Origin of the sequence: Agathobaculum hominis, assembly GCF_014288055.1 — a bacterium.
Classification (GTDB): domain Bacteria; phylum Bacillota; class Clostridia; order Oscillospirales; family Butyricicoccaceae; genus Agathobaculum; species Agathobaculum hominis.
Genome location: NZ_JACOPK010000005.1, coordinates 245,751 through 260,192, shown reverse-complemented (window position 1 = coordinate 260,192; position 14,442 = coordinate 245,751). Strand labels below are relative to the sequence as shown.

Sequence of the window (14,442 nt, the reverse complement as noted above, 5' to 3'; positions counted from 1 at the left end):
TTGCATGTGTTAGGCACGCCGCCAGCGTTCATCCTGAGCCAGGATCAAACTCTCTAAAAATTGTATTAAGACGAAGTTTCCTTCGTTTTAACCGACTTTAGAGTCTGACGTGTCACTTTATTTTAACTGGAGTTGTGACTTCCAGCGATTTACCAAGAGTAAAAAACTCTCGAAATTTCAGGTTCGCACTACAACCTTGTTCATATCGAACAAAATTTTAAGCACATCGTTGTTTAATTTACAAGGTGCAATTTTCCTTTGCCTTCAGCGGAAAATTGCACCGCGTGTCGATTTCATAAGGAAATCGATCAAGGTACACAAAATGCGTTAGCATTTTGTCCTCCGAAGGTTTCGGATGCCGTCTCATTGACAGCTTATTTATTATATCAGACTGTTTTTCATTTGTCAAGAACTTTTTCAAAACTTTTTTCGAAGTTTTTGAAGCAGATCTTTCAAAAATCAAACTTTTCTGACCGCCGTCTCTTTCGAAACAGCTTATTTATTATATCAAACTGAAATCCGTTTGTCAAGAACTTTTTTCATTCTTTTCAAGCCGCTTTTCAGCTCGACCGCCGCGCCTCTCAGCGACAGCTTTAATAGAATACCACAGCGAGAGGCCGGTGTCAACACTTTTTTACTGCAATTCCGAGTTTTTCTTTCAAAGTCTGTCAAGAAAGCTGTGGCGGCCGTTTTCATCGCGCCATCCAAGCAGCTTTCCCGTATCCACATTCTTGACCGCATTGAAGATATTTGCCTCGATCTGCGGATTTCTCGACGCAAGAGACGCGATCATCTGCTTGATTTCCGCGCGTTTTGTGTCGTTTTCCAGTTTTTTCGCCGGACAGTCGCAGGGCAGGAAGGTCAGTCCGCAGAATTCCGCCCATTCCACAACATTTGCCTCGCGTGTGAAGTAAAGCGGACGGATCAGCTCCATCCCCTCGTAGTTTTTCGCCTTCACGCGCGGCAGCATCGCCTGCACCTGGCCGCCGTAGATCAGACCCATCAGCACCGTGCCGATCGCGTCATCATAATGGTGGCCAAGGGCGATTTTGTTGCAGCCGCGCTTTTTTGCCTCGGCATAGAGATAGCCGCGGCGCATTTTCGCGCAGAGGAAGCACGGATGCTCCGCCGAATGGCTGCCTGCGATGCGCAGCACATCTGTATCGAAGATCTCGAGCGGAATGTCCAGTTTCCGCGCATTCTCCTCCAGATGTCTGCGGCCTTCGGGCGCATATCCGGGATCCATCGCCAGAAATTTCAGCTCGAAATCCACCGTGTGCTGCAAATCCCGCAGCAGCAGGCCGAGCAGCATGGAGTCCTTGCCGCCCGAGATGCACACCGCGACGCTGTCGCCCGGGCGCACCATGTCATATTCCTTTACCGCATCCATAAACGGCTTGCGTATCGTGCGCACAAACTCGCGCTGCAACGTCTTTCTGATCTCTCCTGCTGTCATTTTACGCCCTTCTTATGCTGAAAATGGTAGGTGATGCGCGCGAGCAGGCTGTCCGGCGCGAAATGCCGCGCGACCGTCATCGCCTTCATGGCAAGGCCCGGAACGATGACCGTTTTCCCGGCGAACATCCCGTCGACCGCTTCCCTTGCCACACGCTTCGCGTCCAGACCGTTCAGCGCGAACCTCACGCCGGCGACCTTGTTGAACTCGGTGTCGACCGGCCCCGGACAGAGTGCGCACACCTTGACCGCGCTGTTTCTGTGCCGCAGCTCCTCGCGCAGCGCCTGTGTCAGACGGAGCACATAGTTTTTGGTCGCGTAGTAGGTCGCCATGAGCGGGCCGGGCAGGAAGCCGGCCGACGAGGCGACATTCAGAATATATCCGTGGCCGCGCTTCGCGAAATCCTGCACCGCGAGCTTGGTCAGAATGTGCACCGCACGGATATTCGTGTCGATCATGCGCAGCTCTTCGTCCAGATCGGTGTCCAGAAACTCGCCGAACAGGCCGAAGCCCGCATTATTTATCACGATCTCGAGATCGTCGCCGCGCACCGCACTGTACAGCAGGCGGCATTCCTCCTCATCGCTCACATCCGCCGCGATCACATGGCACACGGTCGGCAGCTCGGCCGCAAGCTCGCGCAGACGCTCCTCGCGCCGTGCGCACAGCACCAGCTCGCAGCCGCGCTCAGCGAGCGCGAACGCCATTTCGCGCCCCAGTCCCGAGGAAGCGCCGGTAATCAGCGCCTTCATATAACTCCCTCCATTTCCCGGTGTTTCGGTATAATATATCAGTGTAGCACAGCCCGTCCCGCCCGTCAAACAGAAAACGGAGACCGTTCCTTGCAGACAGGTCTCCGTTTCGTGTGTATTTGCCGTAATCTTACTTCATGAGGTTGCCGTCGTCAAAATAGTTGATCTTCATCGCGGCACGGACATCTGCGAGGGTCTCCGCAGCCTTGCGCTCTGCGACCTCGCTGCCCTTCCTGAGGATCTCATAGACCTCCGGCTTGCGCGCCTCCCAGTAGGCGCGGCGCTCGCGCATCGGGCCAAGGATGGACTGCATGACGTTATTGAGGAACTTCTTTACCTTTACGTCGCCCAGGCCGCCGCGCGTGTAGTGCGCCTTGAGCTCGTCGAGATTGCTGTACTCCGGCAGGAACTCCGCAAAATGCTCGTCGGTGCAGAAGGCGTCCAGATAGGTGAACACGGTATTGCCCTCGAGCTTGCCCGGGTCCTCGATGCGGATATGATCCGGATCGGTGAACATGGACATGATCTTGGTGCGGACAGTCTTTTCGTCGTCGGCCAGATAGATGCAGTTGCCGAGCGACTTGCTCATCTTCGCCTTGCCGTCCGTACCCGGCAGACGCAGGCAGGCGGAGTTGGACGGGAGCATGATCTTCGGGTCGGTCAGCGTCTCGCCGTAAATGCGGTTGAAGGAATGCACGATCTCGCGGCACTGCTCGATCATGGGCATCTGGTCCTCTCCGACCGGTACGCAGGTCGCGCGGAAGGCGGTGATGTCGGCCGCCTGGCTGATCGGATAGCAGAAAAAGCCGACCGGAATGCTCGACTCAAAGCCGCGCATCTGAATCTCGGACTTTACGGTAGGATTGCGCTGCACGCGGGAAACCGTGACGAGGTTCATATAGTAGAACGTCAGCTCAGTCAGCTCGGGCACCATGGACTGAATGAAGATGTTGACCTTTTCTGGGTCGAGACCGCAGGCCAGATAGTCGAGTGCAACCTCCATGATGTTCTGACGGACCTTCTCCGGGTGCTCGGCGTTGTCGGTCAGCGCCTGCGCGTCCGCGATCATAATATAGATCTCGTCGAACTTGCCCGAATTCTGAAGCCTGACGCGCTCGCTCAGCGAGCCGACGTAGTGGCCGACGTGCAGACGGCCGGTCGGACGGTCGCCGGTAAGAATGATCTGTTTCATTGGTATATCTCCCTTTTTCGGGACGCGATGCCCGGTTTTCAGCCGTTTCCGCGGCACTTGATTTACATGGGTGGATTTTACCGCATCATCGAGTAAAATCGTACGGTATTGCATTAATTATAATGTAAGAATGCGCCGCTGTCAACTGCGGCCGTTCATCGAAACAAACAGGATTCTTTCGAAAATATTACACTTTTTCGACAGGCAGCGCCCCCGCCGTCGTTTTACTGCTCTTTTCATCCGGGCGCGGAAATGGTATACTATACTTACAGGTTAGAAATATATTCTTCGTTACAGATCGGAGGGAAAGATATGGAGGAGTATACGCTTGACGGCAGGCTGCTGACGCTGCTCGCGCAGCCGCTCCGCATCGAGGAGATCCGCCGCGCGATGCCCGACATCGGAAAGCACGAGCTGAAGGATGCGCTCGACCGTCTGACGCAGGACGGAAAGATCATGAAAAACAAGAAAAACCGTTTTGCGGTGGCCTCGCACTACGGCTGCGCCACCGGCACGTTCCTCGCGACCGAGCGCGGCTTTGCCTTTGTCGCGCCCGACGTCGAGCCGGGTGAGCCCAAACCGGACGATTATTTCATTCCGCCGAACGCCGGCGGCGGCGCATGGCACGGCGACAGGGTGCTCGTCAAGGTCAGCGAGCGCAAAAACAACCGCGGCCGCCGCGAGGCGACGGTGCTGCGCGTCCTCAGCCGCTCCGGAAAGGAGCTGACCGGCGAGCTCGTGCAGCGCGGCAAGGCATTTTTCGTGCAGCCCTCGTCCAAAAAGTACCCCGAGATCGCGGTCAGCCGCCGCGACATCGGCGACGCACAGGTCGGCGACTGCGTGGCCGTCGAGGTAACGAACTACGGCGACGACACCTATCATCCGCAGGGCGTCGTATCGGCGGCGCTCGGCGAAAACGGCACGATGGAGGCGTCTATCGCGGCCATCCTGCATGAAAACGGCGTGTTCGACGTATTTCCGGACGAGGTCCTGAAGCAGGCGGACTCCATTCCGCAGCAGGTCGACCTCGCCAGCGCAGGAAAGCGTCTCGACCTGCGCGACAAGCTCATCTTTACCATCGACGGCGACGACGCGAAGGACTTCGACGACGCGGTCTCGCTCGAAAAGCTCGATAACGGCCATTATCTGCTCGGCGTCCACATCGCGGACGTCAGCCACTATGTCACGCCGGGCTCCCCGCTCGATTCAGAGGCGTTCCGCCGCGGCACCTCGGTCTACTTCCCCGGTCACGTCGTGCCCATGCTGCCGTTCGCGCTGTCCAACGGCATCTGCTCGCTCAACCCGAACGTCGACCGTCTCGCCTTCTCCGCGCTCATGGAGATGGATGCAAGCGGCCGCCGCTTCGGTGCGCGCTTCTCCAAATCCATCATCCGCTCCAAGGCGCGCATGACGTACAACAAGGTCAATAAGATCCTCGCCGGTGACAAGGGTCTGCGCGAGGAATATGCCTTTCTCGTCGAAACGGCGGAAAAGATGAACGATCTCGCCCACGCGCTCTACAAACGCCGCATTGAGCGCGGTGCGCTCGAGCTCGATATTCCGGAGGCGGAGATCCGCGTGGATGAGGCCGGAAAGCCGGTCGAGATCTGCTTCCGCGAGCGCGGCGAGAGCGAAAAGCTCATCGAGGAATTCATGCTTCAGGCCAACGAGGCGGTCGCGGAGTTCATGTGCAAGCGCGAGCACCCGACGGTCTACCGCGTGCACGAAAACCCCGACCCGGACAAGCTGCGCGCATTCGCGCAGTTCGCGCGCCCGTTCGGCTACCGCATCGACCCGTCCAAGCCCGAGGACACCGCCCAGTTCCAGGTCGTGCTGCGCGGCGCGAAGAACGACCCGAAGCAGCGCGTGCTGCCCACCCTGCTGCTGCGTTCGCTCGCCCGCGCGCGCTATGCGGATGAGTGCATCGGCCATTACGGCCTCAAGGCGAAGTTCTATCTGCACTTCACCTCCCCGATCCGCCGCTACCCCGACCTCATCGCGCACCGCATGCTGCAAAAGGCGCTCACCGGCGAGGAATTCACCGCCGCAGACGAAAACATGTGCGCCGAGGCCGCGCAGCAGTCCACAAGCCGCGAGCAGGCGGCAGATAACTGCGAGCGCGACATCGACAAGCTGTTCATCGCCGCCTACATGAAGCAGTTCATCGGCGAGGAGTTCGACGCCGAAGTATCCGGCGTGCAGTCGTTCGGCATCTTCGTCGCCCTCGCCAACGGCTGCGAGGGTCTGATCCGCGCCGAGCTGATGACCGGCGACTTCTACCAGTACGACGAGGAGCACATGGCCATGGTCGGCCGCCGCACCGGCAAGCGCTTCACCATCGGCACGCCCCTGCGCGTCAAGCTGCTCGCCGCGAGCGAGGTCACGGGCCAGATCGACTTCGCCCCGGCGGAGGGCTCGCTGCCCGTCTCGGAAAAGCCTGAGCGCGCGCCGCGCGATGACGACCGGCCGCCTTTCGGCAACCGCGCTTCGCGCCGCCGTCATTCGCACGGCAGGGGCCGCAGCGGCGGCCAGAAGGGCAAAAAACCGCCCACAAGAAAACGCAGATAACAGCAAAAGGAGACTCAGCATTGCCCGGACTCGTTTTAGAGGGCGGTACCTTCCGCCCGGTATTTTCCTGCGGCGTCATGGACGCGCTGCTCGACCATGACATCATGTTCGACTACGTCGTCGGCGTTTCCGCCGGCATCACCTATGCCATCTCCTACCTCTCCCGCCAGCGCGGGCGCAATCTGGAGGTGCTGCGGCGCTACCGCGGCGACAGCCGCTATTTCGGCGTGCGCAACCTGCCGCACGACCACTCGATCTTCGGCACGGATTTCGTGTTCGATACCATCCCAAACCAGCTCATCCCGTTCGACTGGGAGACATATCACCGTTATAAAGGCCGCATTCTGGTCGGCGTGACCAACGCCGAGACCGGCAGAGCCGAATATCTCGACGGCGCGAAGCTCGACCGCACCTGCACCATGCTGCGCGCGACCTGCGCCATTCCGCTCTACTTCCCGGCGGTGCAGCTGAGCGGCGGCACATTCTATGACGGCGGCGTCGCCGACCCCATCCCCATCGTCCGCAGCCTGCACGACGGCAACAGAAAGAACCTCATCGTGCTGACGCAGCCGAAAAGCTACCGCAAGGCCCTGACGCGCGGCTTGAAATTCGCCGCCCATGCGCTGCACCGCAAATACCCGGCCATGACCGAAACCATGCTCGCGCGTCCCGGCCTCTACAACGACACGGTCTGCCTGTGCCGCCGTCTCGCGGAGGAAAACCCGGCGGACACGGTCCTGCTCCAGCCGGACGCACCCCTCGCCACCTTCGAAAAAGATATTAAAAAGCTGGAATGGGGCTATGAAATGGGGTATAATATGACGTGTGACCGTATAGACGACATCAAAGCGCTGTTCGTCTGACGGATAATAGAAATAAAAATTTTAGGGGGAAAAGAAAAACACATGCAGAACAACAGAATCATTCAGGTCGAGGACAAGGTCCCGCCGAGACTGCTCGTGCCGCTGTCCATCCAGCATATGTTCGCGATGTTCGGCGCATCCGTACTGGTCCCGTTCATCTTCAAGATGAACCCGGCGATCGTGCTGTTCATGAACGGCATCGGCACGCTGCTGTTCATCCTGATCACCAAGGGCAAGGCGCCGGCCTACCTCGGCTCATCCTTCGCGTTCATCGCACCCGCGACCATCGTCATCCAGAACTGGGGCTACCAGTACGCGCTCGGCGGCTTCGTCGCAGTCGGCGCGTGCGGCTGCATCCTCGCGCTCATCATCTACAAATGCGGCACGGACTGGATAAACGTCGTGCTGCCGCCGGCAGCCATGGGCCCGGTCGTCGCGCTCATCGGTCTCGAGCTGGCCGGCTCGGCGGCTTCCACCGGCTGCATCGTCGGCGACAGCGTGACCGTCGGCACGGTCGTCACCTTTCTCGTGACGCTCGCCGTTGCGGTATTCGGCAGCGTCATGTTCCGCGGCTTCTTCTCGACCATTCCGATCCTGATCGCGATCATCTGCGGCTACATTGCGGGCGTCATTACCGGCGTCATCGACACCCAGACCATCGTCGATGCGCTGCACACCAGCTTCATCTCCATTCCGAACTTCCAGACGCCGAAGTTCGACATCAACGCCATTCTGATTATCCTGCCGGTCATCCTCGTCATCGCGAACGAGCACATCGGCCATCAGCTCGTCACGAGCAAGGTCGTCGGCCGCGATCTGCTCAAGGACCCCGGCCTGCACCGCTCGCTGTTCGCGGATAACTTCTCGACCATGATCTCCGGCTTCATCGGTTCGGTCCCGACCACCACCTACGGCGAGAACATCGGCGTTATGGCGATCACCAAGGTCTACTCGGTGCGCGTCATCGGCGGCGCGGCAGTCATCTCCATCATCTGCTCGTTCGTCGGCCCGCTCGCCGCCCTCATCCAGACCATCCCCGGCCCGGTCATCGGCGGCATCTCCTTCCTGCTGTACGGCATGATCGGCACCTCCGGTCTGCGCATTCTGGTCGACAACCACGTCGATTACAGCAAGAACCGCAACATGATCCTGACGTCGGTCATCTTCGTCACCGGCCTGTCCGGCGTGACCCTGTCGCTCGGCGATGTATCGCTGTCCGGCATGACCCTCGCCGCCATCGTCGCAATGATCATGAGCCTCGTGTTCCATGCTCTCGACAGAGCAAAGCTCACCAACGACGTCTGATACCGGCACAAACAAGCAAAGCGCCTGCTCCCGAAACGGGATGCAGGCGCTTTTTTTCATGGGATTAAAAGCCCGGAGGAGGCGGAGGATTCAGTATCCACATCACAAGCCGCACGACCTCGATCGCCAGGAATACAAGGAATACCGCTCCCGTTGCTGTGGCGACCGTTTCCCCTGCCTCCGTCTGAAAGATCTCCTCCACTATGAGAAAGAACAGGTAGATCACTGTGCTCACGACAAACCCATAATCCCACTTGTTTTTCCACCATTTCGAGTCCCATATACTTCTCTTTGTCGGCGTTTCCTGCTGCGGCTCAGCCTCCGGCGAAGATGTCTGTACAGTCTGCGGATTCGAGTCTGATTCCTTCGTCGTGCTCTCCGACGGCATCACAGGCTTCGCGCTGCTGACCGGCGTTTTCTGCGGCAGCTCGTAAAATAGGTCATCCTCCGGATCGTCGTATTCGTCAAGGTCATCGAGATCATCGAGGCTGTCATCGCGACCGTGACGGCACTTGCTGTACGGCGCGTGGCTCTCGATCTCCTTTATGCCCTGCCGAAAATGCACATATCCGTCCAGACCCTTTCCGTAATAACCGAAATCCCAGTCCTCCATGCTCATATTCTGCGCCTCCCTTTCTCTTTGTGCTTTCATTATAGCGCAGAAAAAGGGAAATAAACCTGACATAAGCAAAAGGCACCTGCTCTTAAAAAAGAACAGGTGCCGATTTTTATGACTTTACGCCAGTGGGCAACAATTACTTGTTGTCAACCTCTGCCATGTGCTCGATGAGCATCAGCAGCTTGTTGGAGTAGCCCCACTCAATTCAAAAAGATAAAATAATTTCAAATATTACTATTCTATGGCGATTTTATCTATTAATACACAGAAAAAGTTTCAAATGTACGAAAATATGTGATAGACTACGGATATTCAACTATATAAAATTAGAACAGAATTTTTACCTCTTTTAAGGCATAACTGGGTTATTTGTCCTGTTCGCTATCGGCGTTCGATAGTGGCAGGCTTATTTGAACTGGGATTAGTTTATCATAGTCGTGAGAGTTCGTCAATCTCAAAATATCGGTATCGGTCAATAAAATTGTACAAGGATATGTTTAGCAGCTATATAACGATAGAAGAAGCAGAAAAAGGTAAACTTTGTAAATCTTAATTATTGATTGTTTTGGAATAGCTTCACTAACTTATAGAAACTGGTTCGCTTCGTGCCTGTTTTCTCCATAGCGACTTTAGCAGTGATTTCGCCATTCTTCCACTGAGTATATACCTCGTTCCAGTTTGCGGGGAATTGGAGCGCAGGACGCCCAAATTTCACGCCTTTGGCCTTAGCGGTATTGATACCCTCGGCCTGTCGAGATTTGATTATAGCGCGTTCCTGCTCGGCTATCGTGCCTAATACTTCGATGAGAATATTGTTCACCATCTCAAATACCCATTCTTGACCTTCTGGCAAGTCCATCATAGTAGTAGGCAGGTCGATAACCTTCAAACGGATGTTGTTATCCTTGAACCATTCAAGTTCGGTTTTAATGTCGCGCTTGTTACGGCTCAGGCGGTCGAGAGACTTAATGACAAGCGTATCGCCTTGACGGAGCATACCGTTCTTTAAGGCTTGATAGCCCGCTCGGTTGAAGTCCTTGCCGCTCTCCTTGTCGGTGATAATGTCCCGCTCGTCAGCGCCTAATGCCTTGAACGCAGCTAACTGACGGTCTAAGTTCTGGTCTTTGCTCGATACACGCGCATAGTAGAAAGTGCGATTGTCCATGTTCGTAAATCTCCTTTACTCTATGCGAATAGTATAACAGAGTTATTCGTAATAGTCAACCTGTTTACGAATATGTTTGCAAATTAAAATACGATATTTACAAACATGGATTTGATAGCGAATTGTTATATTCGCAAAAGTACACTTTTACGAACAATTAATACACAAGAAAAGGGATAGCACAGGGCTATCCCTCTTTGCTTAGTTAATTGCAATAATATGCTCAGTAATTTCAGTGCTATCTACGGCTAATTCGTGTACGATGGAGTTGTTATTCCCGTCATAGGCCAAATTGTCAATGCGGATATATGCAGCAGAGGGATAATCGCTCAACATGATAGAACCGTCGCAGGAAACATCTTTGTTCGGCAGAATTGTCGCGTATACATTAGCAGAAGTAGTGCCTATAACATTTTCGTTTTTATCGAGTATCGAGCAGTAAACAGATATAGAATTTAGTGTTGCAGTCGAATTATTTCGTACTACATACGAAAAATTGAAGTACACCTCATCAAAAACTTTTCGCTCTTTATCTACTCCGACAATGGACAAATCACCTTGGCTGAGCTGCACATCACCATCATCATTCAAAGCATTAAAGAAATTTGCGGTATCGCTATCTACGGTATAAGATACACTTCCTGTTGTGTTGTATTCTGCGGCCTGCTCACTTGTGATAGGCAGTTCGTAGTTCTGATATAAATAGGAAATAATAGCAGCACGAATATGACTAGAATTTTCCCATAAAGCGTTATAAAGTTGTGCGTTTTTATAATATTTTGTTGCTATTTTTTGTGAATTGCAGGCATTTATATATTCGTGCGCTAAGTCATTGAGTGTTTCGTCGGTGAATGTCGCATTCTTATATTTTGAAATTTCAGATAGTTCACAATCCACAAGTTTTGAAAGATACTCTGCTTCTTGTTCATCAGTCATATTTGAAGTGTCTGTGTCATCGGCAAGACGAGCACTGATACCTGTTGCCATGGATTGCAGAAATTCATCTTGGTTGGCAGATGTAGCAGACATAGATTCCTGCTGTGAATTGCCACTGCCACAAGCAGTTGAGAAAATTAGCAATAACAAAATAGTTGATATAAGCTTACACTTTTTCATCTTTGAAATTCACCTTTTAACCATATTTATTTCTGTTAAATACGAATTGCTCAATGATGGCTTTATTTCCCACGACTAGTTATCAGGGCTGCCAATAATTCTATACTGCTAAAATCCCTGTATCTCTCCATTTCCTCCCAGTAATCATAGATTAGCGAATTGCCATCAAATTCAAATATTTTGATATTATCATCCGAATTGCATACAGTGTGTATTGAATATGCATCACTGCCGCCTAATTCAACATATTTGTCCATTATGCTGCCCTGCAGATTTATATAGGAATCTTTTAGCCCTAACCATGAATCTATCGCGTAATCAAGGTGAGATGTGTCATTATTCCATAGGTATTGCAAATCTTGCTCGGATAAGTCCGATAGCGTTTTAGGCATATCCTTTGCATTGATGCCTGCTCCTGAAATTGTGAACGTAATTACCTTATCTTCTATATCACTGCTGATTTGCGCGTCATCGCTTTCAACGTTTGTGATTTGTTCTACAGCAGCTTGGGTTTTCTCGAGTGCTTCTTGTTCCTGTCGAATTGCTCCCTGCTCCTGACGATAGCGAGAATATGTAGTTCCTGCAACAGTTCCAATAATGATAACCAGCACGATGCAAGAAATAATACTTATTATTTTCCGTAATTTCTTTCTGTATTGAAGCTGCTGCGTTTCTTTTTGCAATTTGTCTTGCTGTTCCTGTAATGCAATTTTTTGTTGTTCTTCGTCGTATTGCTGCTGTTCTGTGTGAAGGATTTCGGAATTATTGATTGCAAATAACTTTGAGAAATCTACACCGCAGGATGCACAATACTGCGTATCAGGCAGTACAACCTTTCCGCATCCGCAGACAGTAAACCCATTTACATTAGCAGGCAGATAATTATGCTTTTCACTGTCTGTGCATATCTTATGCAAATCCCGCTTATACTGGTCTGCCAATTCACCTAACGAAGATATAGGCTGCTGTTCATACTCAGCCAATTCATACGCCCGCTCGGAAGTATTTTCCCATGTAGTATCATCACTGAAAATAACTTTTAACGGAATAATACGAACATTTCTGGTTGTATTATTAGGTAAAGCTACAGGCGTTTTATCTCCAAACAGCGTATAAGGCTGTACGTTAATATCAAGATAGGGGAAGTTATCAACATTCGCCAATTCTTGATGTGATACATCAGAACATTTAACAGCGATATTCATAGCCTTAATAGGCTTATCAGCTATATTCTCAAACTTACACTGCAAGAAAATGCTGTTATTAGTGTTGTTCTTTGTGAGTGCATAGGAATGTAACAGCACAGGACAGTTCTGCAACCAGAACAGACGCTTTTCATGCTGCACTATGGTATATTTTTCAGACATGGTATTCACCTCTATAACTATTAAATCGATGGTAATTCGTCATTATCGTTATTGTTCTGCTTCTGAATTGTAGTAATAGTCCCCTTAGTACCATCCTTAATATCCTGTAATAGCTGTACTACTTCACCAAATGCGTAAATGCCAAAGCTGACAACGATACACGCTCCAAGAAAAATGGTATATACCATGTTGAATATCTCGTTATAGGAATCAGACAGGCCGCTGAGACCTATAATACAGCCAATAATAGCATTAACAATGGCATAGACTTTGAGTATTACGGCAACCATATTTTTATTTTTCTTTTCCATAAATAATTCATCCCTTTCATTTCTTTTTATCAGTGTACCACATCGTATTACACTTGTAAACCTTTGTAATATACAAATACTACAAATATTCATGTAGAATAATACAGAGGTATGATGATTATGAACAACAATGATGATAAGTTTATTATTAGAGCGAAAAAGAACTACGGTGAAACATCCGTGGTATCTTGTCGTATGCCGAATGATGTACTAAAACAGCTTGATAAGGTATCTGTTCGTACTGGAAGAACCAGAAATGAGTTAATTTTGAAATGCATTGAATTTGCATTAGATAAATTACAAATTATTGATGAGCCGTAAGGCTTAATAATATAATAGGAGTACGATTAAAGTACGAATTATATATTATATAATTGATTTATTATTTAACAAACGAATATTATTTCAATAATAAAAAGCATGTTATAAATATCAATTCAATGAATAGTATATAATTTATACATCAAGCAAAGCATTAAAAATATATTAAATCAAATATATCGTATATCGTTTTTGCTACTTTGCAGAAACATATTTACCATATTCTTCCTATTAATGGTAAAAAATTCGCCGCTGGCTCGTAGGAGTTAGCGGCGTTTTTCTCAGATAAAGGATAGATGCTCTAACGGATAGAGACTTTATTATTGAAGCACTTCCGTGCTTATGCGAACCGCTGCGCGTTTCTCTGAAAAGAGGTTGTTAAAGAAAAGAGGGATAAATGCACATCGGTACACAATATAGGGCTATTGAGATTAGGGAAAGAGAGCAAGCGATGCTCTGTCATTCATGTCGAGCAAATACGAGCCGTATTTGTCGTGCATCCCTTGTTGCACTATGCGTTCTCGTGGTTTTCATTCATGTCGCGAAGGACTGCTCCTTGTGCGTCACCTTCATAGAACAGTGCAGGATGCACGATGAAGCAGCGTTGTTCAGCATTGTAGATAAAAGCAGGCTGTCCGTTTTCAAGGTGCAGTGCTTGCAAGTCCTTCATGAGCCTTGCTGATTGGTTGGGGTTATATTCTACGGCTTCGCAAATGCGTTTATCGTCCAATGGTGTAATACGGTCTGCATCGTGTGCGAACGTGTTAGCACATACAATGTTGCGTTCCTCATGCAGATAGGGTATCATGCGTATCAGATAGGCCAGCTGGCCGCGTTGTTTGTTCTTCAACTGACGATACAAATAGCGATAAGCGTTATGGTACACACGGATGAACGAGCGGTCATCACCTATCCAGTGGCGGATACTCTGTCGCGCAAAATACTCGGTGTTCATGATAACAGCACCATCTTCTATCTGTAGGTAGCCTTGCTGTTCCATTTCTGCGAGAAATCTTCTGCAAGTGCTCTCTGAGGTCTGCAACACTTCGGGCAGGCTATCAGCCGTTAGCTGTCTGCCGTTGCTGTAGTATAAGGTGTCGCGCTTGTACAGCATACATGTAGAGAGATAGAACAGTCGAACGAGGTCAGCATTAGACATATCCGCCCAGAACGGAGCAGAGAGCGTGTAGCGGCAGAATGTGAAGTTGCCAAATTTGCGTGTGCGTTCATCATTGGCTGCGTGGCGTATGGCTTGCTGCTGTTTCTTTTTCTGAAAGTATCTGCGGCGCTCTATCTCTGCTGGTGAAAGGTATTGTCCGTTTTCAACAGGCACAAATTCGCCTGTTGTTGGGTCAGTTGTATATAAAGGAATATCTTGCTCGGATGGCATTAAATTCACCTCTTTTG

At 51.0% G+C, this 14,442-nt stretch carries 13 protein-coding genes and 1 rRNA gene; 4 read left to right on the top strand and 10 right to left on the bottom strand.

The window, feature by feature from the left end; translation table 11 throughout:
• The 4 genes from H8S02_RS07400 to trpS all read right to left on the bottom strand — a co-directional run.
• A 16S ribosomal RNA gene (locus tag H8S02_RS07400) occupies positions 1–60 on the bottom strand; the annotation flags it as partial.
• Between the two features lie 598 nt (positions 61–658).
• Positions 659–1,456: a tRNA lysidine(34) synthetase gene (locus tag H8S02_RS07395; RefSeq protein WP_186969975.1), complete on the bottom strand. Its 798-nt coding sequence runs from the start codon at positions 1,454–1,456 to the stop codon at positions 659–661.
• Positions 1,453–2,208 (bottom strand): SDR family NAD(P)-dependent oxidoreductase, encoded by a 756-nt coding sequence (locus tag H8S02_RS07390; protein ID WP_186969974.1) that lies wholly within the window; start codon positions 2,206–2,208, stop codon positions 1,453–1,455. The genes H8S02_RS07395 and H8S02_RS07390 overlap by 4 nt, the downstream gene beginning before the upstream one ends.
• A gap of 130 nt (positions 2,209–2,338) precedes the next feature.
• On the bottom strand, positions 2,339–3,400 hold the full coding sequence (trpS, locus tag H8S02_RS07385) for a tryptophan--tRNA ligase (RefSeq protein WP_186969973.1): 1,062 nt from the start codon (positions 3,398–3,400) through the stop codon (positions 2,339–2,341).
• Positions 3,401–3,712: 312 nt separating this feature from the next.
• Here trpS and rnr point away from each other — a divergent pair, with 312 nt between their 5' ends.
• From rnr to uraA, 3 genes are read left to right on the top strand one after another with little or no spacing between them, the layout of a single operon-like run.
• On the top strand, positions 3,713–5,968 hold the full coding sequence (gene rnr / locus H8S02_RS07380) for a ribonuclease R (RefSeq protein ID WP_186969972.1): 2,256 nt from the start codon (positions 3,713–3,715) through the stop codon (positions 5,966–5,968).
• Between the two features lie 20 nt (positions 5,969–5,988).
• Positions 5,989–6,831 (top strand): patatin-like phospholipase family protein, encoded by an 843-nt coding sequence (locus H8S02_RS07375; RefSeq protein ID WP_186969971.1) that lies wholly within the window; start codon positions 5,989–5,991, stop codon positions 6,829–6,831.
• Between the two features lie 42 nt (positions 6,832–6,873).
• A complete protein-coding gene (gene uraA, locus H8S02_RS07370) occupies positions 6,874–8,136 on the top strand; it encodes a uracil permease (protein ID WP_186969970.1) in 1,263 nt (420 codons plus the stop codon).
• A 64-nt stretch (positions 8,137–8,200) separates the two neighbouring features.
• On the opposite strand, the gene H8S02_RS07365 is transcribed toward uraA, so the two are convergent.
• The 5 genes from H8S02_RS07365 to H8S02_RS07345 all read right to left on the bottom strand — a co-directional run bounded on the left by H8S02_RS07365 (position 8,201) and on the right by H8S02_RS07345 (position 12,714).
• Complete coding sequence (locus H8S02_RS07365) at positions 8,201–8,755, bottom strand: hypothetical protein (protein WP_186969969.1); 555 nt, start codon at positions 8,753–8,755, stop codon at positions 8,201–8,203.
• 553 nt (positions 8,756–9,308) lie between these two features.
• Positions 9,309–9,920 (bottom strand): recombinase family protein, encoded by a 612-nt coding sequence (locus H8S02_RS07360; protein ID WP_186969968.1) that lies wholly within the window; start codon positions 9,918–9,920, stop codon positions 9,309–9,311.
• 201 nt (positions 9,921–10,121) lie between these two features.
• The gene (locus H8S02_RS07355) at positions 10,122–11,036 is read right to left on the bottom strand and encodes an FxLYD domain-containing protein (RefSeq protein WP_186969967.1); all 915 of its coding nucleotides are present in this window, start codon (positions 11,034–11,036) and stop codon (positions 10,122–10,124) included.
• A 62-nt stretch (positions 11,037–11,098) separates the two neighbouring features.
• On the bottom strand, positions 11,099–12,403 hold the full coding sequence (locus H8S02_RS07350; protein ID WP_186969966.1) for a hypothetical protein: 1,305 nt from the start codon (positions 12,401–12,403) through the stop codon (positions 11,099–11,101).
• Between the two features lie 20 nt (positions 12,404–12,423).
• Complete coding sequence (locus tag H8S02_RS07345; RefSeq protein WP_117752137.1) at positions 12,424–12,714, bottom strand: hypothetical protein; 291 nt, start codon at positions 12,712–12,714, stop codon at positions 12,424–12,426.
• 120 nt (positions 12,715–12,834) lie between these two features.
• Between H8S02_RS07345 and H8S02_RS07340 the strand changes: the two genes are divergently transcribed.
• Positions 12,835–13,035: a ribbon-helix-helix domain-containing protein gene (locus H8S02_RS07340; protein ID WP_186969965.1), complete on the top strand. Its 201-nt coding sequence runs from the start codon at positions 12,835–12,837 to the stop codon at positions 13,033–13,035.
• Positions 13,036–13,546: 511 nt separating this feature from the next.
• On the opposite strand, the gene H8S02_RS07335 is transcribed toward H8S02_RS07340, so the two are convergent.
• Entirely contained in the window at positions 13,547–14,425 is an 879-nt protein-coding gene (locus H8S02_RS07335) for a hypothetical protein (protein ID WP_186969964.1), read from the bottom strand.
• Positions 14,426–14,442 lie beyond the last annotated feature (17 nt).

Bases quoted from the DNA above. Each gene is read 5' to 3' on its own strand.
- H8S02_RS07395 (WP_186969975.1), bottom strand. From the start codon at position 1,456: ATGACAGCAGGAGAGATCAGAAAGACGTTGCAGCGCGAGTTTGTGCGC.
- H8S02_RS07390 (WP_186969974.1), bottom strand. From the start codon at position 2,208: ATGAAGGCGCTGATTACCGGCGCTTCCTCGGGACTGGGGCGCGAAATG.
- trpS (WP_186969973.1), bottom strand. From the start codon at position 3,400: ATGAAACAGATCATTCTTACCGGCGACCGTCCGACCGGCCGTCTGCAC.
- rnr (WP_186969972.1), top strand. From the start codon at position 3,713: ATGGAGGAGTATACGCTTGACGGCAGGCTGCTGACGCTGCTCGCGCAG.
- uraA (WP_186969970.1), top strand. From the start codon at position 6,874: ATGCAGAACAACAGAATCATTCAGGTCGAGGACAAGGTCCCGCCGAGA.
- H8S02_RS07365 (WP_186969969.1), bottom strand. From the start codon at position 8,755: ATGAGCATGGAGGACTGGGATTTCGGTTATTACGGAAAGGGTCTGGAC.
- H8S02_RS07360 (WP_186969968.1), bottom strand. From the start codon at position 9,920: ATGGACAATCGCACTTTCTACTATGCGCGTGTATCGAGCAAAGACCAG.
- H8S02_RS07355 (WP_186969967.1), bottom strand. From the start codon at position 11,036: ATGAAAAAGTGTAAGCTTATATCAACTATTTTGTTATTGCTAATTTTC.
- H8S02_RS07350 (WP_186969966.1), bottom strand. From the start codon at position 12,403: ATGTCTGAAAAATATACCATAGTGCAGCATGAAAAGCGTCTGTTCTGG.
- H8S02_RS07345 (WP_117752137.1), bottom strand. From the start codon at position 12,714: ATGGAAAAGAAAAATAAAAATATGGTTGCCGTAATACTCAAAGTCTAT.
- H8S02_RS07340 (WP_186969965.1), top strand. From the start codon at position 12,835: ATGAACAACAATGATGATAAGTTTATTATTAGAGCGAAAAAGAACTAC.
- H8S02_RS07335 (WP_186969964.1), bottom strand. From the start codon at position 14,425: ATGCCATCCGAGCAAGATATTCCTTTATATACAACTGACCCAACAACA.